Below are 26,150 nucleotides of genomic sequence, written 5' to 3'. Positions count from 1 at the left end.
TGGGTATCAATCGCGCGCGTCGAGCGCGGGTGCAAGCGTAGGTTCGGGAAGCGACGCCTCGTGCTCGCCGCGGCGCGAACCGGCGGCATGGCCGGGCCGGATTCGATACCAGATCGCATACATCGCGGGCAGGAACACCAGCGTGAGGACCGTGCCGGCGAACGTGCCGCCGATCAGCGTGTATGCAAGCGTTCCCCAGAACACCGAATGGGTGAGCGGAATGAACGCGAGCACGGCGGCCATCGCGGTCAGGATGACCGGGCGGGCCCGCTGCACGGTCGCTTCGACGACTGCATGGAACGGATCCAGCCCCGAGAGTTCGTTCTGATGGATCTGCCCGATCAGGATCAGCGTGTTGCGCATCAGGATCCCCGACAGCGCAATGAGCCCGACCAGCGCGTTGATGCCGAACGGCTGCCCGAACAGGATCAGCGTCGGCACTACGCCGATCAACCCGAGCGGGCTCGTCAGGAACACCATCACCATCGCGGAGATCGAGCGCACCTGGAAGATGATGATGACAAGCGTGATCGCGAGCATGATCGGGAACAGCGGCAGCATCGCCGCGGTCGCCTTGCCCGATTCCTCGATGGAGCCGGCCTGCTCGATTCGATAACCGCTCGGCAGCTTGTCGGCGATCGGTTGCAGCGCCTTCGTGATCGCGGCCGATACGTCGGGCGGCTGCAAGCCGTCGGCGATGTCGCCGCGCACGGTGACGGTCGGCACGCGATCGCGCCAGCGCATGATCGGTTCCTCCATGCGCACGTCGACCTTGCCGACCTGCGACAGCGGAATGTGCTGGCCGTTCGCGCCGACGAGGGTGAAGTCGGCGAGCCGCGCCGGGTCGAGCCGCGTATCGCCGCCCGAACGCGCGATCACCTGCACGGTTCGAATATCCTCGCGCACCGCCGTGACGGGCACCCCCGTGAGCAGGAACTGCAGTTGCTGCGCGACCGCGCCCGACGTCAATCCGACCGCCTGCAGGCGATCCTGCTGCAACGTGAAATGCATCGTGGGCGCGCGCGTGCCCCAGTCGGCATTGACCGTGCGCATCATCGGGCTGCCGGTCATCACGCGCTGCACATCGGTTGCGATGCCGCGCAGCGTGTCCGGATCGGGGCCCGTGATCCGGTAGGCCACCGGGAACGGCGAATACGGACCGAACACGAGTTGCGTGACGCGCACGCGCGCCTCGGGCGCGAGGCCGTCGGCGATGACTTTTCGTAGTCGCGCCTTCAATGCCTCACGTTCCTCCTGACTGTCGGTGCGCACCACGATCTTCGCGAACGACGGATCGGGCAGCTCCGGCCCCATCGCCAGATAGAAACGCGGCGCACCCTGGCCGACGTACGCGGTGACGATCCGCGCTTCCTTCTGTCTGGCGAGCCATGCCTCGACCTTCGACGTGGTGGTGCTGGTCTGCGAAATCGACGTGCCGTACGGCATCTGCACCTCGATCAGCACCTCGGGGCGATCCGAGATGGGGAAAAACTGCTTCTTGACGATCGCCATGCCGAGAATCGCGAGCACGAACAGGCCGACGACCGAACCGGCGACGATCCATTTGCGGGCGATCACGCGCGTCAGCAGTTGGCGGAAGCGGTTGTAGCGCGGCGTGTCGTAGATCGCATCGTGACCGCCCTCGAACTTCTTGAAGTCCGGCAGCATCTTCACGCCGAGGTACGGCGTGAAGGCCACCGCGATGACCCACGATGCGATCAGCGCGATCCCGACGATCCAGAACATGTTGCTGGTGTATTCGCCCGCGGAGGAGCGCGCGAAGCCGTTCGGCATGAAGCCGACCGCGGTCACCAGCGTACCGGCCAGCATCGGCGCGGCCGTATGGCTCCACGCGTAGGCCGACGCGGCCACGCGGTCGTAGCCTTCCTCCATCTTCACGACCATCATCTCGATCGCGATGATCGCGTCGTCGACCAGCAGGCCGAGCGCGAGGATCAGCGAGCCGAGCGTGATGCGGTCGAAGTTCTTGCCGGTCGCGGCCATCACGACGAACACCACGGCGAGCGTCAGCGGCACGGCCGCGGCGACGACGAGCCCCACGCGCCAGCCCATGCTGACGAAGCTCACCAGCATTACCACGAGCAGCGCGGCGAAGAACTTCACCATGAACTCGTCGACGGCGGAGCTGATGTTCACGGACTGGTCGGTCACCTTGGTCAGGCTCATGCCGAGCGGCAGCCCGGTATTGATCGCGCCGACCTCGTGGTCGAGGGCCTTGCCGAGGTCGAGCCCGTTCCAGCCGTCGCGCATCACGATGCCCAGCAGCAGCGCGGGTTCGCCGTTGTTGCGGATCAGGAACGTCGACGGGTCTTCGTAACCGCGCTCGACGGTGGCGATGTCCGACAGCTTCAGCGTGCGACCTTGCGCGACGATCGGCGTGTCGCGAATCTTCTGCAGCTTGTCGAACGCGCCGTCCACGCGAATGAAGATCTCCGGGCCGCGCGTCTCGACGGAGCCGGCCGGCGTCAGCGCGTTTTGGCCGTTGAGCGCGGCGAACACGTCCTGCGGGCTCACGCCGAGTGTCGCGAGCCGGTCGTGCGACAGCTGGATATAGATGCGCTCCGCCTGCTCGCCGATGATGTCGACCTTCTTCACGCCGGGCACGTGCAGCAGCCGCTGGCGCAGCGTCTCCGCGTCGCGCACCAGCAGGCGCTGCGGCTCGCCCTTGGCCTTCAGCGCGAAGAGGGCGAACGTGACGTCCGCATATTCGTCGTTGACCATCGGGCCGATCACGCCCGACGGAAGATCGTTCGTCACGTCGCCGATCTTTTTGCGCGCCTGATAGAACTGCTCCTGCACCTCGGACGGCGGCGTGCTGTCGAGCAACGTCAGCGTCGTGAACGCGAGGCCGGGGCGCGTGTAGGTTTCGGTGCGGTCGTACCAGCGCAGCTCCTGCATGCGCTTTTCGATCTTTTCGGCGACCTGGTCGTGCATTTCCTGCGCGGTCGCGCCGGGCCACGCGGTGACGATGGTCATCACCTTGACCGTGAAGGCCGGGTCTTCCGCGCGGCCGAGCTTGAAGAACGACACGAGCCCCGCGAGCGAAATCAGGCAGATCAGGAACAGCGTGACCGCGCGCTCGCGCACCGCGAGCGCCGACAGGTTGAAGCGGCGCTCGCTCACGGTCGTGCTCCTTCGCTTGCGACCGCGACGGCCTGCGGCGACACGCGGACCGTTTCGCCTTCGCGCAGCAAGTGGGCGCCGAGTGCGACGACCCGCTCGCCTTGCTTCAGCGCGCCGGACACGCGGGCGCTGTCGTCGTCCAGATGCTCGAGATTGACCGGCCGCCACGCCACCTTCGCCGGATCGCCGGCGACGACCCACACGCCGGGCCCCTTGCCGGCGTCCAGCAGCGCGCCGATCGGCACCTGCAGGCCGGTTTGCGGTGAGCCGTCCGCGATCCGGATCGTCACGGTCGCACCCAGCGGTGCGCCGGCTAACGCACCCTGCAGCACATAACGCGCTTCAAACGTGCGCGTTCTGGTATCCGCGGTATCGGAGAGCTGGCGCAGCGTCGCGGGAACGCTCACGTCCTGCTTGCCGAACAGCTCGGCCTGCGCGCTCGACCCGATCGCCGGGCGCAGGGTTTCGGGCAACTGGATTACGGCCTCGCGGCTGCCGGCGTGCGCGAGCCGCACCACCGGCTGGCCCGCGCTGACCACCTGACCGGGCTCGGCGAGGGTTTCCATCACGACGCCGTCGCCGTCCGCGACGAGTTCCGCATAGCCTGTCGCATTGCGCGACACGTTCGCGTCGGCCTCGGCGGCACTCAGTTGCGCCTTGGCGGCATCGGCCGCCGCCTTGATCTGGTCATAGGCCGATGCCGATATCGCTCCGGTGCCGCGCAGGTCGCGGTAGCGGGCTTCGTCCTCGGCGGTCTGCCGCGCGCGGGCCCGCGCGGCGGCCACGGCCTCGTCGCGTGCGCGCGCCGCGAGCTTCAGGTCGACGGGGTCGAGCCGCATCAGCGGCTGGCCGCGCCGGACGGTTTGACCGGCGTCGACGAGCCGCTCCTGCACCTTGCCGGACACCCGGAACCCGAGGTCGCTTTGCACGCGGGCGGCAACGGTGCCGGTAAACGCGCGCGACGCGGGAACGGCCGCCTGGACGACGGCGGTACGCACGAGCGGCGCTTCCGTGCGCGGATCGGAAGGCGCTTTTCCGCTGCACGCGGCTAGCGCGAGCGGCAGTGCGGAAGCGACTGCGAGGAGAGCGAGGCGACGCCTGACCATGAAAGACCCAGTGACGAAGTGTTCGGGGCTCTCATTGTGGATCTAGTGACTAAAATAGTCAATGGTCACAAACGGTGACGTATCACGGGGCGAGGCTGCGCAGAACGAGGTTCGACAACTGCGCGGGCGCGGCGTCGGTCGTGTCGAGGTTGTATTGCAGCAGCAGCGGATTCAGGTACGGGCGCATCACCAGGTAGATCGCCATCGCGGTTTCGTCCAGCGGCGTCTTGCGCTCGAACTCACCGTTTTGGCGGCCTGCCTGCAGCACGTCCTGCAGCAGTTTCTGCACGCGCGCTTCATAGGCCTGCACCGACTGCCAGTTCCCGGTGGCAGCCGACGCGGCGATGTCGTACAGCTTGCGGTCGCGGAAAAACAGCCGCAGGCTCGCTTCGGTAAAGACCTTGAACATCCGCCGCAGCTTCTCGGTGGGGAGTTCGGCCTCGGCGACGGCCGCGCGCACCTCGGTCTCGATCTCGTGCAGGCAGTTCGCGCAGATCATTTCGCCGATCGCCTGTTTCGATTCGAAGAACTTGTAGATATAGGCCTTCGAGAAGCCGATCGCCTTCGCGAGATCGGACACGGTCGTCTTTTCATAACCGTACCGGCTGAAGTGCTCGGTGGCGGCAACGACGATCTGGTCCCGGACGTCGTGGTCGGCCGGCCCCCGCGCGGGGGCCGGGGAGGAAGCGGTTTTTTTCATGGGCTGCAGCCGACAGGATGGACAACGAGTGACTATTTGGTATTATAGTCACTATCGAATTCTTGCGAAAACCGTCATGCTACCCAAACCCGTCGTTGCCGCGGTTCTTGTTGCCGTCCTGTTGACGGGTTGCGCCGTCGGTCCCGACTACGTGCGCCCCGAGGTCGCGATGCCGCAGCGGTTCCAGGGCCAGGCCGCCGTGGACCAGCGGCACGCGGCCGCCGATGCCGATCTCGCGACGTGGTGGACGGGGTTCGGCGATCCGCAACTGACGCGCTACGTCACGCTGGCCCTGGCGCAGAACCTCGATCTCGCGCAGGCCGCGGCACGCGTCGCACAAGCGCGCGCAGGGCTGAGTGCGGCGAATGCGGCGCTGCTGCCTTCGGGCGAGGTGAGTGGTCAGGCAGCGCGCGTCTACCAGTCGGTCGAAACGCCGTTGGGGCGTGTGCTGAACTCGGCGCCCGGTTTCGACCGTCACGGCAGCGACTATGAGGCCGACTTCAACGCGAGCTGGGAGCTGGACGTGTTCGGCGGGCTGCGCCGCGGCCGCGAAGCGGCGCTTGCCGACTACCAGGCGTCGGAAGCCGGCGCGGTGGCGACGCGCCTTGCCGTCGCCGCGCAAACCGCGGACATCTACATCACGATTCGCGGGTTGCAGGGCCGGTTGAAGGTCGCGCGGCACCAGGTGCAGACCGAGCAGGATCTGCTGTCGACCATCAGCCTGCTGTATGGCAAGGGGCTCGCGGCGGAGCTTCAGGTCAGGCAGGCCGAAGGCGCGCTCGCGCAGGTTCGCGCGACGGTGCCCGTGCTCGAGGCGGCGCTGGACACGGCGATGAACGCGCTCGACGTGATGCTCGGTTCGCAGCCCGGCACGCATCGGGCGGAATTGCTCGACGGCGGCGACGTGCCGGTCGCGCCGCGGATCGCGGCGACGGGAACGCCCGGTGAACTGCTCAGGCGGCGGCCCGACCTGATCGTGGCCGAGCGGCGCGTGGCGGCGGCGAACGCGCGCATCGGCATGGCCGTCGCCGAGTATTACCCGAAGTTCTCGCTGAGCGGGCTGATCGGCAGCGCGACGACGATGGGCGCGGGCAATCTGTTTACCGGCGGCGCCAACCAGGCCGCGGGCGTGCTCGGCCTGCGCTGGCGTCTGTTCGACTTCGGCCGGATCAATGCGCAGATCGCGCAGGCCAAAGGACAGGATGCGGAAATGCTGGCCGCGTATCGGCTCGCGGCGCTGCACGCGACCGAGGACGTCGAAAACGCGTTCTCGGCGCTCGTCAAGCGCGACGAGCAGGCAGCAGTTCTTGGCGGCGGCGTGGATTCGCTTGGGCGAGCGAGAGCCGCGTCGTTTGCTGCGTACCAGAAAGGCGTCGTCAGCCTGATCGAGGTGCTGCAGGCCGACGAAAACCTGCTGCGCGCGTCCGACCAACGCGTGCAGGCGCAAACCGAATCCGCACGCGCGGCGGTTGCCGCGTTCAAGGCGCTCGGTGGTGGGTGGCAGGCGCAGGGATCGGAAGCGGTGGCCATGCGGTAGTGACTTCGTCGGAATGTGGCCGATGGCCGTCATCGATGAATCGCCGCCCGCAACCGCCTCACCTCCTGCTCCGACACCGGCGCGGCGCGATTCCCCCACGCGCCGCGCACGTAGCTGACCACCGCCGCGATTTCGCCGCTCGTCAGCGCGCCGCGCATCGCGGGCATCCGCTGCACCGGGCCGTTCGTGCCGGGCGCCGGCCGCGCGCCTTCGACGACGATCCGGATCGCGCTCGTTGGATCGGCTGCCAGCACAGCCGTATTGCCCGCGAGCGGCGGCCCGTGATCGCGCACGCCGGCGCCGTCCGCGCCGTGACAGCGCGCGCAGAACCCCGCATACACGCCGGCGCCCGGCGCCTGCTGACCGCCTTGCGGCCGAGGCCCCGCGGCCGTCAGCCGCGGAACGCCGACGCCCAGCGGGTTCGTCGCGGCAGTCGGTTGCGCGGGCAACGATTTCAGGTAGACGGCGATCGCGTGACGATCGTCGTCGCTGAGCAGCGCGGTGCTCTCTTCGACGACCGGCGCCATCGCGCCGAACACCGCGCCGCGTACCGCATGGCCGCTGCGCAGGAAGGCGGCGAGCTCGTCGATGGTCCAGCGGCCGAGGCCGTCCGTGTCCGCGCCGGTCAGGTTCGGCGCGAACCAGTGATCGTTGATGCCGCCGGTCAGGAATGCCGGGCTGCGCTCGTCGTAGCCGCGCTCGTTATAGGCCGGCCCGCGCGGCGTATGGCACGCGCCGCAGTGGCCGAGCCCCTGCACCAGATACGCGCCGCGATTCCACTCGGCCGATTGCGCCGGTTGCGGCACGAACCGGTCGCGGTTCGCGAAGGCGAGGCTCCATAGCCCGAGCGCCCAGCGCTGGTTGAACGGAAACGGCAGCCGCGTGAGCTTCGCCGCGTTCGCGGACGGCGCGACGCCGCGCATGAAATACGCATAGAGCGCGCGCACGTCGGCGTCGGTCATCCGCGCGAACGACGGGTAGGGCATCGCCGGATACAGCCGGCTGCCATCCGCGCGCACGCCGCGCCGCAACGCGTCGTCGAACTGCTGCAGCGTGTAGTGGCCGATTCCGTGCGCCGGATCCGGCGTGATGTTCGGCGCATAGATCGGCCCGAACGGCGAATTCACCGGCTGGCCGCCCGCGTAGGGCGTGTGATCGGCCGCGTCGTGGCAGGCCGCGCAGTCGCCGGCAAGCGCGAGGTAGCGGCCGTGCGCGATCGTCGCGGCGTCGGTGTTCGCGGCGGCAGCGGCGACCATCGGGCGTCGGGCCGCCTTGGCCGATGCCGCAACCGATGGCGCGGCGGGCGTTGGGGCCGCCGCCGCCGCCGCCGCCGCCGCCGCCGACACCGCCGACACCGCCGACACCGCCGACACCGCCGACACCGCCGACGTAGCCGCAGCAGCCGACGCCGCCACGACAGGCGCCCCCGAAAGCCTCCGATCCTCTTTCACGCGAGCCGACATCGACGCACCGGCATCGGCCGCCGCCGCACCGATCCGCACGAAGCGCCAGCCCGACGCGGGTTCGGGCGCGTCCGCCGCCGACGCGGCGTCGGCCGTATCGCCGGCGGACGCAGGATGATCGTCCCGCTGCATGTCGCACGCGGCGAGCGCGACGCAAGCGGCGAGTAAGGCGAGTGCGACGCCGATCGCACGCCCGGGAAAGCGGAACGAAGCGAACGAGATCAGCGCCATGGACTGCACGGCCCCACGAAAGCCGACACGATGCCCGTGAACACGAGACCGATCACGAACCCGAGCGCGGCGAGCATTCCGCAGCGCGCGAGGAATCGCGTGCTGTCGTCGCGCGTCGCGGCCTGAACGTTGGCATCGTGCCTGCGTTGCCACGTGCGCACGAGCCAGGTGGCGAACGCCGCCGCCAGCGCGAATGCGCACGCGGCGATCAGCGCGAGCCACACGCCCACGTGCGCCCAGCGCGGCACGGCCTGCGCGACGCCGAGCGGATAGCACGCGGTCGACGCGAGCGTCTCGGACGCCAGCATCTGCGCGAACCACAGCGCGGGCGCGCCGATCAGGCCGGCCGCGATCGCGAGCAGGGGCGTCCACGAGCGTCGCGCGCCGTTCATCCCGACCTCCTGAGCCAGTACGGCGACACGTACAGCGCGGTGAAGATGAACAGCCACACGATGTCGACGAAGTGCCAGTAGAGCCCTCCGACCGTCAGCGCGACGCGCCGCTCGCCGCTGAAGAAGCCGGCGGCCGTCCAGCCGGCGAGCAGCGCGAGGATCACGAGCCCGGCCACCACGTGCGCGAGGTGAAAGCCGGTGATCGTGAAGTACAGGCTGCCGTACAGGTGTACGGTCGGGCCATACGGATGGTCGCGCCACTCGTGCAGTTGAACGAGCGCGAATGCGATGCCGAGCACCAGCGCGACGGCGAGCGCGGCCACCGCGTGCGGCCGCTTGTCGGCCCGCACCGCGCGCTCGGCGAGCCACACGAACACGCTGCTCGACAGCAGCACGACCGTGTTGCCGGCCGCGAGGCCGATCTTCGGCATCCCTTCGGGCGGCCACGGCGCGGACGATTGCGATTGCAGATAGAAGTAGCAGAACAGCAGATAGCCGAACAGGCCGGCCTCGGTCACGATCAGCGTGATGACACCCCACCAGCCGCCCGCGCGTTCGCCGCAACTGCCGACCGGCAGCGGTTCGACGCACGCGGCCGGCGCGCCCGCCGGCGTCGTGGCCGGCGACGGTTCGTCCGGATGCGCGCCGGCCGCGGCCGACGGCGCCTGCGTGTCGTCGCGGGCCGGCAGGTGCGCGCGCTGCCCGAGCGTGCCGCGCGGCCACAGCCAGACGGCGTTCGCGATCGCGCACCCGGCGACGGCCACGCACACGAGCGTCGGCGAGCGCGCGAGCATCGCCGCGAACACAGCCGTCGCAAGCAGCGCCAGCACGAACGGCACGCAGGTGTCCTCCGGCATCTTCAGGATCGCGCTCGGCGCCGCCGCGAGCGGCGTGACGGCGAGCGCCTCGCGGCCGTTGGCGAGCCGGTAGCCGACCCGCAGGCTGGTGCGCTTCGGATCGTCGCGCGTTTCCCACAGCGGATGCCGCGAGCCGACGAGCGGCAGCACCGCGAAGTTGTACACGGGCGTGGGCGACGCGACCGACCATTCGAGTCCGGCGCCGCCCCACGGATTCTCGCCGGCACGCGCGCCGCGCCGCGCGCTGACGAGCGCGTTGACGACGAACATCACGATGCCGATGCCGAAAATGAACGAGCCGATCGTGGTCAGCAGGTTCGACGTGTCCCACCCCATCCCGGACGGATAGGTATAGATGCGGCGCGGCATCCCGAGCAGCCCGGCGACGTGCATCGGGAAGAAGCCGAGGTTGAAGCCGACCAGCACGACCCAGAACGTCAGGCGTCCGAAGCGCTCGTTCATCATCCGCCCGGTGAACTTCGGGAACCAGTACGTGACGCCGCCGAGTACCGGGAACACGTTGATGCCGAGCAGCACGTAATGCAGATGCGCGACGACGAAATACGTGTCGGTCAACTGCCAGTCGAGCGGCACCGCTGCCGTCATCACGCCGGACACGCCGCCGACCACGAACATCAGCACGAAGCCCGCGAAATACAGAAACGGCGTGCGGAACACGGGCCGGCCGGTCCAGATCGTCGCGAGCCACGCGAACACCGCGACCGCGCTCGGGATCGAGATCAGCATGCTCGCCGCGCCGAAGAACGCGAGCGCGAGCGGCGCGATGCCGGTCGCGAACATGTGATGCACCCACACCTCGAAGCCGATCAGCATCGTCGCGACCGTCGACACCGCAACGGCCTCGTACGCGACGAGCGGCCGCCGGCAGAAGGTCGGCAGCGCATCCGACACGATCCCCATCGCGGGCAGCACGACCACGTACACCCACGGGTGCGCGAACATCCAGAACAGGTGCTGCCACAGCAGCGGCCGGCCGCCGTTCGCGACGTCGAAGAAGTGCGTGCCGGCATTGCGGTCGAGCCACAGCAGCAGGAACGCGAGGCTCACCGACGGCACCGCGACGAGGTTCGCGACCGATGCGGTCAGCGTGCCCCATACGATGATCGGCAGCCGGTCGATCGACATCCCGTGCGCGCGCATGCGCAGCAGCGTGACGACGAAGTTCGCCGCGCCGCCGGTCGTCGAGATGCCGAGCAGGATCATCCCGAGCGCATAGATGTCGATGTTCGCGCCGGCGCTGTAGTCGAGCGACGTGAGCGGCACGTAGTTGAACCAGCCGCCGTCGGGCACCGCGCCGAGCGGAAAGCTTGCATACAGGAACAGCCCGGCGAACAGGAACGCCCAGTACGAGAACGCATTGAGCCGCGGGAACGCCATGTCGCGCGAGCCGAGCATCAGCGGCCACAGATAGTTCGCGAAGCCGGACAGCACCGGCAGCGCGTACAGGAAGATCATCGTGACGCCGTGCATCGTGAACAGCGCGTCGTACTGCGCGGGCGTGAGCACCGTTGCGTTCGGGCGCGCGAGCTGGATGCGCATCACGAGCGCCTCGACGCCGCCGAGCAGCAGGAACGCGAAGGCGGTGACGATGTAGCGCAGCCCGATGCGCTTGTGATCGACCGTGCCGAGCCAGCCGCGCCAGCCGGGTTCCGATTCCCACAGCGCGGCGAGCGCGCGCTCGTGCGCGGAGCCCGGCGGCGCGTCGCCGAGGTCGGGCACGCGGCTGAGCGCGGTGGGCGCGGTGGGCGTGTCGTGGGCAACGGCCATTCGTGATCCTCCGTTCAATGCAGCGTCGCGAGATAGGCGGCGAGATCGTCGGCGTCGCGCGGCGCGAGCGCGAACGACGGCATCAGCGTCTGCGGCTTGATCTGCTGCGCGTGCGCGATCCAGCGCCGCAGGTTCTCGGGCGTGTTGTCGAGCGTGCCGGCCGCGAGCAGCCGGCGCGACCCGAGATGCGACAGGTCGGGGCCCGCGTCGCCCGCCGCGTCGGTGCCGCGCACCGCGTGACAGCCCGCGCAGCGCGTGGCGAAGACGCGCCGGCCGCGCTGCTCGGCGCCGGCCGCGGGGGCGGGCGCCGGCTGCCGCTGCGCGGCGAGCCATGCGCGAAACGCGTCGGGCGGCTCGGCCACGACCTCGAACGCCATGTGCGCGTGCTGCGCGCCGCAGTATTGGGAGCACTGTCCGCGATAGACGCCGGGCCGGTCGGCTTGCAGCCATTGATGGTTGGTCTGGCCGGGAATCGTCTGCGTTTTGCCGGCCAGTTGCGGAACCCAGAACGCATGGATCACGTCCGCGCTGTTCAGTTCGATCGCGACGGGCTCGCCCACTGGGATGTGGATCTCGTTGGCCGTGACGAACGCGGGGCCGCCCGCGTCGTCCGGATAGCGGACGGCCCACCACCAGTCGTGTGCCGTCACGACAATCGTCAGCGCGGGCGGGCGCGGCGGCGCCGCGACCACGCCGAGCACGCGCAGCATGTACACGAGCGCGGCGAACAGCAGCACGATCGAGATCGCGGAGCCGACCGTCACGATCGCCAGCCCGCTGCGCGGCGCACCATCTGCCTGCGCGCGGCGGCGAAATATCGCGATCAGCAGCAACACCGCGATCGCGATGCACACGAACGTGCACAGTGCGACGAGCGCCCAGCCGAGCACGAGCACTGGCCGCGCGGCGGGGCCGGCCGCATGCGCGACGTACGCGAGCGGCAGCGGTCCGGCCGGCCCGGTGGCGGCTTTGCCCAATTCGCTGGCCGCGCGCGCGGCCGCCGGCGCGACGAGGCTTGCGACGGAAGCGAGGCACGCGATACGGCGCGCTTGGGCGAACGGCGGAACGGGCAACACGACTCCTTGCCGGATTCGACGGCATGACCACAAACCGTTCGCGGCGCAGCAATTTCCGTGCGCGCTGCGCGCGTTTGCGCATGGCTCGGAGATTGCGGGCGCAACGTCCGGTGCGTTACAGCCGGCTTGTAAATTGGGCGACCGTTCACCGCGCGCGCCCCGGTTGCAAGGCCCGCACGCTGCGCGGCATGCCGCTTGCTACGCCGATCGCGTTCCGGCACGCAATGCGCAAGCCGCGCTCGGCGTGCGGGCCACCCTGAAACAGCGGGAGGAATCGACCGTGAAGACCGTCGCGATCACCGGTGCGAGCGCCGGCGTCGGCCGCGCCACCGCCCACGCGTTTGCGCGGCTCGGCGCGAACGTCGCGCTGCTCGCACGCGATCCGCACGCGCTGGACGACACCGCGTCCGAAGTGCGCGCGTATGGCGTCGACGCGCTGCCGATCGCGGTCGACGTCAGCGACGCCGCCGCGCTCGATGCGGCCGCCGAGCGCATCGAAAACGAACTCGGCCCGCTCGACGTGTGGGTCAACAATGCGATGGTGACGGTGTTCGCGCCTTTCGACGAAATTTCGCCGGAAGACTATGCACGCGTGACCGAGGTCACCTACCTGGGCTGCGTGTACGGCACGCGCGCGGCGCTCGCGCGGATGGCGCCGCGCAATCGCGGCACGATCGTGCAGGTCGGCTCCGCGCTCGCGTACCGGTCGATCCCGCTGCAGTCGGCGTACTGCGGCGCGAAGCATGCGATCCGCGGCTTCACCGACGCGCTGCGCTGCGAGTTGCTGCATGCGCACAGCCGCGTGCGCGTGACGATGGTGCAACTGCCGGCGATCGACACGCCGCAGTTCGACTGGGCCCAATCCACGTTGCCGAATGCGCCGCGCCCGGTCGCGCCCGTCTATGCGCCGGAAGTGGCGGCCGACGCGATCGTGCAGGCCGCGCGTCGTCCGTGCCGCGAGCGCTGGGTCGGCTGGTCGTCGCTCGCCGCGATCGCGGCGAACGCGTTCGCGCCTGGCTGCTTCGACCGCTATCTCGCGCTGACGGCCGTGCGCGGCCAGCAACGCCCGACGCCGGCCGGGCCGCGCGAATCGAATCTGTGGCATACGGTGCCGGCCGGCCATGCGACGCGCGGCGCGTTCACCGCCGAAGCGCGCCGCACCGGCGCGGAGGCCGGGCTCGGCGCGTCGCGCGCGCTGGCGTTCGCCGCGGTCTTCGCGGTGCTCGCGGCGGGTTTCGTCGCCGCGCGCAAGCTGGACCGGTGAGCGCGATGCGGATCGAGGACTACGCGCTGATCGGCGACGGCCGCAGTGCCGCGCTCGTCGCGCGCGACGGCAGCATCGACTGGTTGTGCTGGCCGGACTTCGACTCGCCGCCGTGCTTCGCCGCACTCATCGGCACGCCCGACAACGGCCGCTTCCGCATTGCGCCGCGCGACGCGAATGCACGTGCGGTGCGCCGCTATCTGCCCGGCACCGCGATTCTCGAGACGACTTTCGAAACGTCGTCGGGCTGCATCGTGATTCTCGACTGGATGAACTGGAACACGGCCGATCCGTGCCTGGTCCGCAGCGTGCGCGGCGAGCGCGGCACGGTCGAGATCGACGTCGATCTCGGCGTGCGCTTCGACTACGGCCACGCGCTGCCGTGGTGCCGTCCGTTCGGCCGGCGCTGGCGGATGATGACGGGCGGCGATGCGATGTGGCTCGATACCGAGATGCAGCTCGACGTGCAGGACGATCGGCTCGTCGGCGCGCAGCGCATCACGGCAGGCGAGCGCGTGGATTTCGCGATCAGCTACGCGCGTTCGTACGACCGGCCGCCGGTCGTGCCGGACGCGTACGCGTCGGTGCGCGACACGCAGTCGTTCTGGCGCGGCTGGGTGAAGTGCAACACGGCGGAAGGCCCGTATCGCGACGCGATCGAGCGTGCGCTGATCACGGTGAAGCTGCTGTCGAGCCTGCGCACCGGCGGCATCGTCGCGGCGCCGACCACTTCGTTGCCCGAACGTTTCGGCGGCCAGCGCAACTGGGATTACCGGTTCTGCTGGCTGCGCGACGCGAGCTTCACGCTGCGCGCGCTGGTGCGCTGCGGCTACCGCGAAGAGGCCGCGCGCTGGCGCGACTGGCTGGTGCGCGCGATCGCCGACCATCCGTCGCAATTGCAGGTGCTGTATGCGGCCGACGGCGGCCGTCGTGCGGCGGAATGGACTGCCCCGCATCTGGCCGGCTACGAAGGCGCGCAACCGGTGCGCTTCGGCAACGCGGCGGCCCTGCAGCTGCAGCTCGACGTGTACGGCGAGGTGCTGGGCGCGCTGTACCATGCGCGCCGGCACGGGTTGCCGCCCGACGACGATGCGTGGATGCTCGAGCGGCGGCTGATCGAGCATCTCGCGACGGTCTGGCGCGACCCCGACGAAGGGATCTGGGAAGTGCGCAGCGGCCGGCATCTGTTCACGTCGTCGAAGGTGATGGTGTGGGCGGCGGTCGAAAGCGCGTGCCGCTCGGCGCGCGCGTTCGGTCATCACGCGCCGCTCGACGTGTGGCAGCGCTGGGCCGATGCGATTCGCGACGACGTGTGCACACGCGGCTACCACGAGCAACTCGGCCGGTTCGTCGAGCGCTACGACGGCGACGGGCTCGACGTGAGCCTGCTGCTGATTCCGCTGACGGGGATGCTCGACGCGTGCGATCCGCGGGTGGTCGGCACGGTTGCCGCGATCGAGCGGGAATTGCTGGAGGACGGGCTGCCGTTCCGCTATCGGCCACAGCCTTTCAACGACGGCTGCGAAGGCGACGAAGGCGCGTTCGTCACGGCCGGTTTCTGGCTCGTGCAGGTGTACCGGATGCAGGGTCGCGACGACGATGCGCGCGCGCTGTTCGAGCGGCTGCTGAGCCTGCGCAACGACGTGGGGCTGCTGGCCGAGGAATACGACGTGAACGCGCGGCGCCTGTGCGGCAACTTCCCGTTCACGCTCGCGCAGGTCGGGTTGATCAACGCGGCGCTCGCGCTGCAGGGCGACGGAAGGGACGACGTGGATATTGGCTGATGCACTGACCCACTGACCCACTGACGCGCCGCCGCGCCGCCTCGCACGGGACGCGACGGGCGACACCGCGAACGCGTCGTACTGTGCCGCGCCGTGCCGCCCGTCATCCCCTACGACTCCTTCTTGCTTCCCTTGCCGCCGTGTTCGCCATTGCCCGGCAACACGGCCGACAGCACCTGCCGCGCCGTCTCGACGATCACGTTCGCTTCACGCGGGTCGCCCTTCACCAGCGTCTCGGCGAAGTGCTTCGCCTGCTGCAGCGTCACGTGCGGCGGCAGCGGCGGCACCTCCGGATCGCTTTTCACCTCGAGCACGACCGGCCGGTCGGAAGCCAGCGCCTCGTCCCAAGCGGCGCCGAGTTGTTCCGGGTCGTCGACGTAGATGCCCTTCAGTCCGAGCAGCGTCGCGAAGCGCGAGTACGGCACGTTCGGAATCTGCTGCGACGCGTCGAACTTCGGGTCGCCTTCCATCACGCGCTGCTCCCACGTGACCTGGTTCAGGTCCTCGTTGTTCAGCACCATGCAGATCCAGCGCGGATCGGGCCATTGCCGCCAGTACTTCGCGACGGTGATCAGCTCGGCCATGTTGTTCATCTGCATCGCGCCGTCGCCGACCATCGCGATCACCGGGCGCACCGGGTACGCGAACTTCGCGGCGATCGCGTAAGGCACCGCCGCGCCCATCGACGCGAGCCCGCCCGACAGCGAGCCCATCATCCCGCGCCGCATCATCAGGTCGCGCGCATACCAGTTCGCGCACGAGCCGGAATCGCTCGTCAGGATCACGTCGTCGGGCAGCCGCGACGACAACTCAGTGAACGCGCGCTGCGGATTCACGCCGCGCCCGGCACTCGCCTTCGCGGCCGCGCGCGCGGCCAGCGTGTCGTGCCAGTCCGCATTCCATTTCGCGATCCGGTCGCGCCAGCCGGTGTCGCCGCGCTCCTTCAGCAGCGGCAGCAGCGCGCGCAGCGTCTCGGCGCTGTCGCCGACGAGGTTCACCTCCATCGGATAGCGCAGGCTCAGCATGTCGGCCTTCAGGTCGATCTGCACGCCGCGCGCCTGGCCTTCCTTCGGCAGGAATTCCGAATACGGGAAGCCGGAGCCGACGACGAGCAGCGTGTCGCATTCGGTCATCAGCTCGTAGCTCGGCTTGGTGCCGAGCAGCCCGATGGAGCCGGTCACCCACGGCAGGTCGTCCGGCAGCGCGGCCTTGCCGAGCAGCGCCTTCGCGGCGCCCGCGCCGAGCCGGTCGGCCACCGCGATCACCTCGTCGGTCGCGTGCAGCGCACCCGCGCCCACCAGCATCGCGACCTTCTTGCCCGCATTGAGCACGTCGGCCGCGCGCTGCAGGTCGTCCGCGTACGGCACCACCTTCGGCGGCGTATAGCCGACCCCCGAATGCACGGTGCCATGCGCGCGCTTCGGCGGCGCGTAGTCGAGCTCCTGCAGGTCGCTGGGCAGCACCAGCGCGGTGACGGTGCGCGCGCCGAGCGCGATGCGCACCGCGCGGTCGACCAGATGGCGCACCTGCGCGGGCACCACTGCAAGCTGGACGAAAGCACCCGCGACGTCCTTGAGCAGCGCAGGCAGATCGACTTCCTGCTGATAGTGGCCGCCGAGCGCCGCGCGCGCCTGCTGGCCGACGATCGCGAGCACCGGCATGTGGTCGAGCCGCGCGTCGTACAGGCCGGTCACGAGGTGCGTGGCGCCGGGGCCCGAGGTCGCGACGCACACGCCGAGCTCGCCTGTAAATTTTGCATGCGCGGACGCCATGAAGGCGGCCATCTCTTCGTGGCGCGCCTGGATGAATTCGATCTTGCCCTCGGCGCGGCTGAGCGCGCCGAAAAAGCCGTTGATGCCGTCGCCCGGGTAGCCGTACACGCGGCGCACGCCCCAGTCGTACAGCCGTTCGACGATGAAATCCGCCACTGTCGCCATGCCGTTTCTCCTTGGTTCCGGATGAGCCGAAGCGCCGCCCGCGGGCGATGCTCCCGCGCGGCGCTGTCGGCCGGTCGCGCAAGGCGCGTGCCGCGCGATCGCGTCGGGCACGGGCGTTGCACGCGGGCGTTGCAAGCAAAAGGCAAGCAATCCGGAGCGCAACGATGGCACTTTCCGACGCGCCGGCGATCGACGACGTGCGCGCCCGCGCCTACCGCGTGCCGACCGACCGGCCCGAAGCCGACGGCACCTACGCATGGCACGCGACGACGATCGTCGTCGTCGAGGTCGATGCGGGGCCCGTGACGGGGCTCGGCTACACGTACACCGATGCGAGCGCCGCGCTGCTCGCGAAGTCGATGCTGGCCGACGTGCTGCGCGAGCGGCCGCTCGTCGATATCCCGGCCGCCGTCGACGCGCTGTGGCGCGCGGTGCGCAACGTCGGGCGGGCCGGCGTGGCGGCGACCGCGATCTCCGCACTCGACGTCGCGCTGTGGGATGCGAAGGCGAAGCTCGCGGGCGTGCCGCTCGCGATCCTGCTTGGCCGCGTGCGCGAACGCGTGCCCGTGTACGGCAGCGGCGGCTTCACGACCTACGACGACGCGACGCTCGCCGCGCAGCTCGATGGCTGGCGCAATGAAAATATCCGCGCGTGCAAGATCAAGATCGGCGCGCAGGATGCGCGCGATCCGTCGCGCGTGCAGGTCGCGCGCGCCGCGCTCGGCCCCGACGTCGACCTGTTCGTCGACGCGAACGGCGCGTATGCGGCGCGCACCGCGCTCGCGTTTGCGGAGATGGTGAGCGATTGCGCGATCCGCTGGTTCGAGGAGCCGGTCAGCAGCGACGATATCGACGGCCTGCGCTTCGTGCGCGAGCACGTCGGCGCGCGCGTCGACGTCGCGGCCGGCGAGTACGCGTATACGCCCGACGACTTCCGGCGCCTGCTCGAAGGCCGCGCGGTCGACGTGCTGCAGGCCGATGCGACACGCTGCGGCGGCGTCAGCGGCTTTCTCGCGGCCGCCGCGCTGGCCGATGCGCATCACGTCGACCTGTCCGCGCATTGCGCGCCGGCGCTGCATCGGCACGTCGGCTGCGTCGCGCCGCGCATGCGCCACGTCGAATGGTTCCACGATCACGTGCGGATCGAGCGAATGATGTTCGACGGCGCGCCAACCGTCGTCGACGGCGCACTGGAGATCGATGCCGCGCGCCCCGGGCTCGGCCTCGAGCTACGCGAGGCCGACGTCGCGCAGTTCGCGATCTGAATGCATCCGGCGGCAGCGCGCCCGCCACGAGCAAGGAGGACCGATGCGACACCCCCGCCACCGCGCGACCGAGCAGGAAAGGTTGCTGGCCGATGCAGCGCGCCTGCTGAACCGCAGCGCGCTGCTGCTCGCCGGGTCGGTGCTCGCCGATAGCGGCGTCGAACACTATCGCGGCACCTTTCACAACCGCGCGATGCTCGCGCCGCTGGTGTCGTCGACACTCTCGGTGCTCGCGAGCGTGCACGGCCATGCGGACGACACGCCGGAGCGCCACCGGCTGCGCGACGCGGTGCATGTCGCGTCGGCCGCCGTCGGCGTCGTCGGGTCCGCGTTCCACGTGTACAACGTGACGAAGCGGCCGGGCGGCTTCAGCTGGCACAACCTGTTCTACGGTGCACCGGTCGGCGCACCGTTCGCGCTGCTGCTATCGGGCATGCTCGGCGCGGCCGGCGAGCGGCTGCGCGCGTGTCCGGCCGACGCGCCGCGCCTCGGCGGGTTGCCGGCCGGCCGCGCGCTGGCCGGGCTCGTCGCGGCGGGGCTCGTCGGCACGCTCGGCGAAGTCGGATTGCTGCATTTTCGCGGCGCGTTCCAGCATCGCGCGATGTTCGCCCCGCTCGTCGTGCCGCCGGTGGCCGCGTTGACGGCCGCGCAGCTCGCGCTGTCGCGCCCGTCCCGCGACCGGCGCTTGTGCCGCTGGTGGATGCGCGCGACGGCCGTGCTCGGGATCGTCGGCGTCGCGTTCCATGCGCGCGGCGTCGCGCGGCAGATGGGCGGCTGGCGCAACTGGTCGCAGAACGTGTTGTCGGGGCCGCCGCTGCCCGCACCGCCGAGCTTCACCGCGCTCGCGATCGCCGGCCTCGCCGCGACCGCGCTCGCCGAACGGGAGGCGCGATGAAGCACGTGAACGACAAGCCGCTCGCGCTGCCGCGCTATTCCCGCTACGACGTGCTCGCGAAGCGCGATACGCCGTCGTGGAACGACGCGACGCGCCGCGCGATCGATGCACGGCTGCGCGTCGCCGCGGCCGCGCCGCGCCATCTCGACGCGGAACGGTTCGCGACGCTGACCGCGCTGTGCGCACGCATCGTGCCGCAGCCGCACGGCGGCGTCGGCCTCGTGCCGACCGCCGCGCTGCTCGACGCGCGCCTCGCGAGCGACGAAGGCGACGGGTATCGCGACGCGAGGCTGCCGCCGCTGCGCGCCGCTTGGCAGATCGGTCTCGCGGCGCTGGATGCGATGGCGCGCCATGCGCACGACCGTCCGTTCGCGTCGCTCGACGGCAACGATGCCGATGCGCTGCTGCGCGCGGTCCAGCAAGGCAGGATCGACCCGAAAGTCGAATCCGCATGGGCCGGCATGGATCCGCGCACGTTCTTCGCGAAGCGCGTGCTGATGGACCTGTGCGGCGCGTACTACAGCCATCCGTTCGCGTGGAACGAGATCGGCTTTGGCGGCCCGGCGAGCCCGCGCGGCTACGTGCGAATGGATTTCAACCGGCGCGACCCGTGGGAAGCGCAGGTGGACGGGGAGGGCGATCGCGATGGCCGCTGACGACGCGTTGTCCGCCGCGAGGCCGCGTGGCCGCGATGGCCGCGCGCCCGATCCGCTGCGCGTCGGCGGGTGGTCGCCGATGCGGATGTTTCGCGACGACGATCCGGTCGACTTCGTGATCGTCGGCACCGGCGCCGGCGGTGGCACGCTCGCGTGCCGGCTCGCCGAGCACGGCTTCTCGGTCGTCGCGCTCGACGCGGGCGCATGGTGGCGGCCGCTCGAGGAATTCGCGTCCGACGAGTCGCACCAGCACAAGCTGTTCTGGACCGACGAGCGGATCTGCGACGGCGCCGATCCGCTGACGCTCGGCAACAACAACAGCGGCCGCGCGGTCGGCGGCAGCACCGTGCATTTCGCGATGGTATCGCTGCGCTTTCGGCCCGAGTGGTTCCGCTCGCGCACGGCGCTGGGCTACGGCGTCGACTGGCCGCTCGACTGGCGCGAGATGTGGCGCTACTACCGCGAGGTCGAGCAGGCGCTGAAGATCAGCGGGCCGGTGAGCTACCCGTGGGGGCCGCCGCGCCCGCGCTATCCGTACCGCGCACATGAGCTGAACGCGGCCGCGCTCGTGCTCGCGCGCGGCGCCGACGCGCTCGGCATCGACTGGACGCCTACGCCGCTCGCGACGCTGTCCGCGCCGCGCGGTCGTGCGCATCCGTGCGTGTATCGCGGCTTCTGCATCAGCGGCTGCGCGACCAATGCGAAGCAGAGCGCACTCGTCACGTGGATTCCACGCGCGGTCGCGGCCGGCGCCGAAGTGCGCGATCTCGCGATGGCGCTGCGGATCGAGGCCGCGGGCGATCGCGTGACGGGTGTGCACTATCAGCGCGACGGCCGCACGCGTTTCCAGCGCGCGCGCAACGTCGTCGTCGCCGGCTACGCGATCGAGACGCCGCGCTTGCTGCTGCTGTCCGCGAACGGACGCCATCCGCAGGGGCTCGCGAACAGCTCGGGCCTCGTCGGCCGCTACCTGATGGCGCAACTGAACCAGGCGTCGTGGGGGACGATGGACGACGAGGTGCGCTGGTACAAGGGGCCGCCGTCGCTGTCGCTCACCGAGCACTGGAACTACGTGGACGAAGGCAAGGACTTCTTCGGCGGCTACTGCTGGATGAGTCAGGGGCCGCTGCCGATCGAATGGGCGCGGAAGCTCGCCGGGCGCGGGCTGTGGGGCGACGCGCTGAAGCGCGAGATGGCGCGCTACAACTTCCAGGCCGGCCTGAAGATCGTCGGCGAGACGCTGCCGCGCGCCGGCAACCGTGTCACGCTCGCCGATGAGCGCGACGCGTTCGGGCTGCCGATCGCACGCGTCACCTATTCGTACGACGACAACGACCGCCGGATGATACGTCATGCGTCCGCGCAGATGGCGCGTTCGCTCGAAGCCGCCGGCGCGCGTGACATCTGGCATGAAGACGACGACACCTGCCATCTCGCGGGCACCGTGCGGATGGGCGACGACCCGGCGACGAGCGTCGTCGACGGCGACTGTCGCAGCTGGGACATCCCGAACCTGTGGGTCTGCGACGGCTCGGTGTTTCGGACCGTCGGCGGCGTGAACCCGTCGCTGACGATCCAGGCGATCGCGTGCCGCACCGCCGATCGCATTCGCGCGCTCGTCGCGCGCGGCGACGCACATGCGCGCGCACGGTGGCGGTAGGCGGTCTCCGTCCGCCGCGCGGCGTGCATCTGCCGTTCAACTTTCGAGGAGTCACGACATGGATCCGTTCACTCGCCGCCCGATGCGCAAACCCCGGCACGGCGCGGCCTGCGCGCTGCTGGTCGCGGCCGTTGCCGCGCTGCCGGCGTGGGGCCAGTTGCGCCCGCCGGCGCCCGCGGCCGTTGCCGACACGCCGACTCAAGCGTACAAGCGCGCGGACCACCGGATGATGGAAGCGATGGAAAGCGCACCGTACACCGGTGACGCCGATCGCGATTTCGTCGCGCACATGACGCCGCACCACCAGGGCGCGATCGACATGGCGCAGGTCGAACTGAAACACGGCAAGGATCCGACGCTGCGCAAGCTCGCGCGCCGCATCATCGCCGCGCAGCGCGACGAGATCGCGCTGATGGAGCGCTGGCAGAAGGAGCACGGCGCGGCGCCGTGAGCGCCGGCTGCGATGCAGACGCGGCCGCGCACGCCGTGATCGGCGGCGTCCGCGCGGAGATCGCAGGCGTTCCGGACGACCGGCAGCGCTGTCATGCTGCCCGCGCTGCCGCTGTGCGGGTGGCGGTCGTACCGGGTGTTTCGCGGCAAGGTTCGTGGCGATATCGGCTGCGAACCCGAACGATGACGGTGTGCAAGGGTGTGCAGCATGGGACGTGAACGACGCGTGATGGACCACACGATCGACAGTGTCGCCGACTATATGGCCGCGATCGGCGCGGCGCACGCTACCACGGCCTCGCGGCTGTTTCGCGGGCAGTGCAACGCCGGCTGGCCGCTCGTGCCGAGCATCGCGCGTCAGCGCGCGTCGCCGGACGTGGAAGCGCAAATGCTCGACGAATTCACGCGGCGCGCGCTGCCGCATCTCGATCCGGCCCCGAACCTCGATGCGTGCGACTGGCTCGCGCTCGCGCAGCAGCATGGGATGCGCACGCGGCTGCTGGACTGGTCCGGCAATGCGCTGGCCGCGCTGTGGTTCGCGGTCAGGAGCGCGAACGGTATCGGGGCCGACGGCGCGGTGTGGTGCCTGTCGCACGATGCCGAGGACATCGCGACCGCGGCCGAGCGCCACGCGCCGTTGCAGGTGACGCGCACCAAGGTGTTCCGGCCGCGACACGTGATGCCGAGAATTACCGCGCAGGACGGCTGGTTCACGATCCACCGCTACGACGCCGACGCGCAGGGTTTCGCGCCGCTCGACGAGGATCCGGACCTGGCCGGGCGCCTTGTCCGCATCGTCGTGCCGGGCGAGCGCTTCGGCGCGATCCGCCGCGAACTGGCCGGCGTCGGCGTCAGCATCGGCACGATCTTCCCGGACCTCGACGGCATTGCGCAACTAACGGACATCCGCTTTTTCCCCGACGACGAGGATACGCATGCGCCACGGTGAGCGGCGGTGGCTCGCCGCACGCACTGTTGCGCAGGGCGAGTCCGGGTCCGCCCGACGATTTTTCAACGGCTTGTCATTTCGGCCGACCCCGATGCGGCGTGAAGCGGCCCGCGGTCTTGCGCTTCGGTTGGGGACCGACGCGCCCGTACGAGGCACGGCACATGCTGTCTCGTGATGACGAAGCCCGGCGGTACCGGGTATCGACTACGGTGATTCCCATGACTTCCAGAACGCGTTCGAACAATCCGTTGTTGAATCTAGCGGTGGCCGTGGCGTGCGGCGCGGCGGCGATGTACTTCCTCGATCCGGCCTCGGGCCGGCGGCGGCGCGCCTACGTGCGCGACAAGGCGGCGGCGAGCCGGCACGGTGTGCTCGACTATGCGAACACGCAGGCGAAGCGGGCGGCTGACCGCGCGCGCGGCGCGATCGCCGGGCTGCGCGCCGACTGGCTCTCGGGCGATGCGGACGACGTGGTGCTCGCCGAACGCGTACGCGCCGCGCTGGGCCATCTGGTCGGCCGCGCGCGCGACGTCGACGTGAGCGTTTCGCACGGGCATGTGCGCTTGAGCGGGCAGGTGGAGGAAGCGGAACGGCATGCCATCGTCGACGGCATCGCCGCGGTGCATGGCGTGAAGGCCGTCGAGGACGCGATGGGCGCACGCAGCGAATACAAGGCGCCGCCCGGCGGCCCCGTGCACTGACGGCGGCATCGGCCGCGCGCCGGCGGGCGCGGTGAACGAAGCACGACACGAATCCGGCGCACGCGCGGCTGCCGCCACGGCGGCTGTGCGGCGCCCCATCCGGAGAACAGCTGATGACCGATCGCCCATCCCCCGGCACGCCGCCTCCCGCACCCGAACCCGATGCGCACAACGCGCTCGAAAGCCTGCTCGGCAGCCTGCACCGGCACGGCTTCCTGCGCTTCGCGAACGAGGTCGTCAGCGCGAACGCGCAGATGGCCGAGACGTTCGTCGGTGCGCTGGACAAGCCCGGCATGCAAACCGGTGTGCAAAATCTTGCCGCACTCGTGATGGCGCTGTCGCGCATTCCGCCGGAGCAGTTCGGCAAGGCCGCGTTCGCGGCGGCCGATGCGCTGCATCACATCGGCGCGTGGAAGCCGGATGAGCACGAACACGTCGCGCCCGGCGTGCGCGGCGCATACCGATTGCTGCACGACGAAGCGCTGTGGGACGCGCTGACGCCGTTGCTCGAAGGGTTGAAGGTGTTCGCGCAGGGGCTCGCGCGCGAGGCTCCGAACCCTGCGATCCCGCCGGTCAGCGAGAGGCAGACCGACGCGTGACGGTGGCGCATTCGTGCGGCGCACTGCGCATGTGAGTTCGGAACAGGCGCGGATACGCGAGCCGCGCTTCAAGACGATATGCAGCCGGCCGCGGGCCGCCTGCGATTTTTCAATGCGTTGTCATTTGTTCCGCAGGCCGACACCCGACATCGGTCGCCGGCCCGTACGAGGCGCGGCGCAGCGTAGTTCAGCGCGTGCTGCCCCGTCCGCGCGCCGGCCGGGTGCGCCGCTTGCTTGCCCGCGCGCTTGAAGGCCGGCGCGGGCAATGCCGCCCGCGGCCACCGCCCTGGAGCGATCTTTCATGCCCGATGCGACCCTGTTCCCGTTGTCCATTCATGAGCGATTCCGCGTCGTGCTGCGCCGCGCGTTCACGCCGGGACGACGCGGTGCGTGGGCGCTGCCGGTAGCTATTCCGCTCCCATACGCGGCCGCAGCATCTACGGAGCTTGCACCGCCCACCATCACCCGCGCCGGCGACGGCAACGCCGACAGCGGCCACGGCGGGCGCACCGGAGCCGGCCGCCACGACGAACGCGACACCGATGCGCCGGGCGGCGGCGGGGGCGACGGCCATCCGCACGACGATCGCGGCGGCCGCACCGGCGGCGATGGCGACGGCGGCAACGGCGCAGGTGAAGGCGAACGCAAGCGACCGGGCAAGAAGCCGTTGATCATCCTCGGCGCGGTGGCGGTCGTGCTGGTGATCGCGGGGCTCGTGTGGTGGCTCGCGACGCGCAATCAGGAAAGCACCGACGATGCATACACGGACGGCAACGCGGTGGCCGTTGCGCCGCATGTCTCCGGCTACGTGACACGGCTCGCCGTCGACGACAACACCTACGTGCACCGCGGCGACGTGCTGGTCGAGATCGATCCGCGCGACTACCGTGCGCAGGTCGACGCGGCGCGCGCGCAACTCGGCCTCGCGCAGGCGCAGCTCGATGCGTCGCGCGTGCAGCTCGACATCGCGCACGTGCAATTCCCGGCCCAGTACAAGCAGGCGCGTGCCCAGATCGAATCGGCGGAAGCCGCGTACCGGCAGGCGCTCGCCGCGCAGGAGCGGCAGCGTGCGGTCGATGCGCGCGCAACCTCGCAGCAGGCGATCGACGCGGCCGACGCGCAGCGGGCGAGCGCCGATGCGAACGTCGCGATGGCGCAAGCCCAGGCGCGCACCGCGAGCCTCGTGCCGCAGCAGATCCGCCAGGCCGAAACGGCCGTCGAGGAGCGTCGCCAGCAGGTACTGGCGGCACGTGCGCAACTCGATACGGCGAACCTCAACCTGTCGTACTGCGAAGTGCGCGCACCGTCCGACGGCTGGGTCACGCGCAGGAACGTTCAACTCGGCTCGTACCTGCAAGCCGGCGCGTCGGTCTTCTCGGTCGTCACGCCGCGCGTATGGATCACTGCGAACTTCAAGGAATCCCAACTGGAGCGGATGCGCATCGGCGATCGCGTCGACGTGTCGGTCGACGCGTATCCCGATCTCGATCTGCACGGTCACGTCGACAGCATCCAGCTCGGCAGCGGCGCGCGCTTCTCCGCGTTTCCGGCCGAGAACGCGACCGGCAACTTCGTGAAGATCGTGCAGCGCGTGCCCGTGAAGATCGTGCTCGACGGTCCGCTGCCGAACAATCCGCCGCTCGGTCTCGGCCTGTCGGCCGAACCGACCGTGCACCTGAAATGACCGGCCGCCGCG

General features: G+C 70.2%; 20 protein-coding genes and 1 pseudogene. 13 read left to right on the top strand and 8 right to left on the bottom strand.

Translation table 11 applies throughout. The annotated features are described in order from the left end of the window. Positions 1-6: 6 nt before the first annotated feature. The 3 genes from BAMB_RS32735 to BAMB_RS32725 form a co-directional block, all read right to left on the bottom strand. Positions 7-3,144, bottom strand: coding sequence for an efflux RND transporter permease subunit (locus tag BAMB_RS32735; protein ID WP_011661446.1), 3,138 nt, complete (start codon positions 3,142-3,144; stop codon positions 7-9). Then, on the bottom strand, positions 3,141-4,250 hold the full coding sequence (locus BAMB_RS32730) for an efflux RND transporter periplasmic adaptor subunit (RefSeq protein ID WP_011661445.1): 1,110 nt from the start codon (positions 4,248-4,250) through the stop codon (positions 3,141-3,143). Before BAMB_RS32730 ends, BAMB_RS32735 begins: the two co-directional genes overlap by 4 nt. Before the next feature lie 82 nt (positions 4,251-4,332). After that, positions 4,333-4,950, bottom strand: coding sequence for a TetR/AcrR family transcriptional regulator (locus BAMB_RS32725; protein WP_006753846.1), 618 nt, complete (start codon positions 4,948-4,950; stop codon positions 4,333-4,335). A gap of 76 nt (positions 4,951-5,026) precedes the next feature. Here BAMB_RS32725 and BAMB_RS32720 point away from each other — a divergent pair, with 76 nt between their 5' ends. Next, a complete protein-coding gene (locus tag BAMB_RS32720; protein ID WP_011661444.1) occupies positions 5,027-6,487 on the top strand; it encodes an efflux transporter outer membrane subunit in 1,461 nt (486 codons plus the stop codon). 29 nt (positions 6,488-6,516) lie between these two features. Here BAMB_RS32720 and BAMB_RS32715 read toward each other — a convergent pair whose 3' ends face one another. Genes BAMB_RS32715 through coxB form a run of 4 tightly spaced genes read right to left on the bottom strand, consistent with a single transcriptional unit; the run spans position 6,517 to position 12,291 of the window. Further along, positions 6,517-8,181: a c-type cytochrome gene (locus tag BAMB_RS32715; RefSeq protein ID WP_011661443.1), complete on the bottom strand. Its 1,665-nt coding sequence runs from the start codon at positions 8,179-8,181 to the stop codon at positions 6,517-6,519. Beyond that, positions 8,172-8,573, bottom strand: coding sequence for a hypothetical protein (locus tag BAMB_RS32710; protein WP_011661442.1), 402 nt, complete (start codon positions 8,571-8,573; stop codon positions 8,172-8,174). The genes BAMB_RS32715 and BAMB_RS32710 overlap by 10 nt, the downstream gene beginning before the upstream one ends. Next, on the bottom strand, positions 8,570-11,218 hold the full coding sequence (ctaD, locus tag BAMB_RS32705; RefSeq protein WP_011661441.1) for a cytochrome c oxidase subunit I: 2,649 nt from the start codon (positions 11,216-11,218) through the stop codon (positions 8,570-8,572). Before ctaD ends, BAMB_RS32710 begins: the two co-directional genes overlap by 4 nt. Before the next feature lie 14 nt (positions 11,219-11,232). Further along, positions 11,233-12,291 carry a cytochrome c oxidase subunit II gene (coxB, locus tag BAMB_RS32700; RefSeq protein ID WP_011661440.1) on the bottom strand — a complete coding sequence of 353 codons (1,059 nt, stop codon included), beginning with the start codon at positions 12,289-12,291 and terminating at the stop codon, positions 11,233-11,235. A gap of 283 nt (positions 12,292-12,574) precedes the next feature. Between coxB and BAMB_RS32695 the strand changes: the two genes are divergently transcribed. Together BAMB_RS32695 and BAMB_RS32690 are read left to right on the top strand one after the other, a co-directional pair. Next, entirely contained in the window at positions 12,575-13,558 is a 984-nt protein-coding gene (locus BAMB_RS32695; RefSeq protein ID WP_011661439.1) for an SDR family oxidoreductase, read from the top strand. 5 nt (positions 13,559-13,563) lie between these two features. After that, positions 13,564-15,342, top strand: coding sequence for a glycoside hydrolase family 15 protein (locus BAMB_RS32690; RefSeq protein WP_011661438.1), 1,779 nt, complete (start codon positions 13,564-13,566; stop codon positions 15,340-15,342). 110 nt (positions 15,343-15,452) lie between these two features. Here BAMB_RS32690 and BAMB_RS32685 read toward each other — a convergent pair whose 3' ends face one another. Continuing rightward, positions 15,453-17,279 carry a thiamine pyrophosphate-requiring protein gene (locus BAMB_RS32685; RefSeq protein WP_011661437.1) on the bottom strand — a complete coding sequence of 609 codons (1,827 nt, stop codon included), beginning with the start codon at positions 17,277-17,279 and terminating at the stop codon, positions 15,453-15,455. 164 nt (positions 17,280-17,443) lie between these two features. Here BAMB_RS32685 and BAMB_RS32680 point away from each other — a divergent pair, with 164 nt between their 5' ends. From BAMB_RS32680 to BAMB_RS32640, 10 genes and pseudogenes are all read left to right on the top strand, one after another. After that, positions 17,444-18,544: an enolase C-terminal domain-like protein gene (locus BAMB_RS32680; protein WP_011661436.1), complete on the top strand. Its 1,101-nt coding sequence runs from the start codon at positions 17,444-17,446 to the stop codon at positions 18,542-18,544. A gap of 43 nt (positions 18,545-18,587) precedes the next feature. Then, positions 18,588-19,439: a hypothetical protein gene (locus tag BAMB_RS32675; protein WP_011661435.1), complete on the top strand. Its 852-nt coding sequence runs from the start codon at positions 18,588-18,590 to the stop codon at positions 19,437-19,439. Beyond that, on the top strand, positions 19,436-20,095 hold the full coding sequence (locus BAMB_RS32670; RefSeq protein WP_011661434.1) for a gluconate 2-dehydrogenase subunit 3 family protein: 660 nt from the start codon (positions 19,436-19,438) through the stop codon (positions 20,093-20,095). The genes BAMB_RS32675 and BAMB_RS32670 overlap by 4 nt, the downstream gene beginning before the upstream one ends. Beyond that, positions 20,085-21,755 carry a GMC family oxidoreductase gene (locus BAMB_RS32665; RefSeq protein ID WP_041491842.1) on the top strand — a complete coding sequence of 557 codons (1,671 nt, stop codon included), beginning with the start codon at positions 20,085-20,087 and terminating at the stop codon, positions 21,753-21,755. Before BAMB_RS32670 ends, BAMB_RS32665 begins: the two co-directional genes overlap by 11 nt. Before the next feature lie 58 nt (positions 21,756-21,813). Then, complete coding sequence (copM, locus tag BAMB_RS32660) at positions 21,814-22,206, top strand: CopM family metallochaperone (protein ID WP_011661432.1); 393 nt, start codon at positions 21,814-21,816, stop codon at positions 22,204-22,206. 39 nt (positions 22,207-22,245) lie between these two features. Continuing rightward, positions 22,246-22,392: pseudogene (locus tag BAMB_RS36075) on the top strand (ubiquinol oxidase subunit II); the annotation flags it as partial. 21 nt (positions 22,393-22,413) lie between these two features. After that, positions 22,414-23,154, top strand: a complete 741-nt coding sequence (locus BAMB_RS32655) for an FRG domain-containing protein (RefSeq protein WP_011661431.1) — start codon at positions 22,414-22,416, stop codon at positions 23,152-23,154. A 218-nt stretch (positions 23,155-23,372) separates the two neighbouring features. Then, a complete protein-coding gene (locus BAMB_RS32650) occupies positions 23,373-23,855 on the top strand; it encodes a BON domain-containing protein (RefSeq protein ID WP_011661430.1) in 483 nt (160 codons plus the stop codon). 113 nt (positions 23,856-23,968) lie between these two features. Continuing rightward, positions 23,969-24,454, top strand: coding sequence for a hypothetical protein (locus BAMB_RS32645; protein ID WP_011661429.1), 486 nt, complete (start codon positions 23,969-23,971; stop codon positions 24,452-24,454). Between the two features lie 301 nt (positions 24,455-24,755). Continuing rightward, on the top strand, positions 24,756-26,138 hold the full coding sequence (locus BAMB_RS32640) for an HlyD family secretion protein (protein WP_011661428.1): 1,383 nt from the start codon (positions 24,756-24,758) through the stop codon (positions 26,136-26,138). Positions 26,139-26,150: the final 12 nt, after the last annotated feature.

The sequence above is a fragment of the Burkholderia ambifaria AMMD genome, assembly GCF_000203915.1.
Lineage (GTDB): Bacteria > Pseudomonadota > Gammaproteobacteria > Burkholderiales > Burkholderiaceae > Burkholderia > Burkholderia ambifaria.
This window is presented reverse-complemented; position numbering and strand designations above follow the sequence as displayed.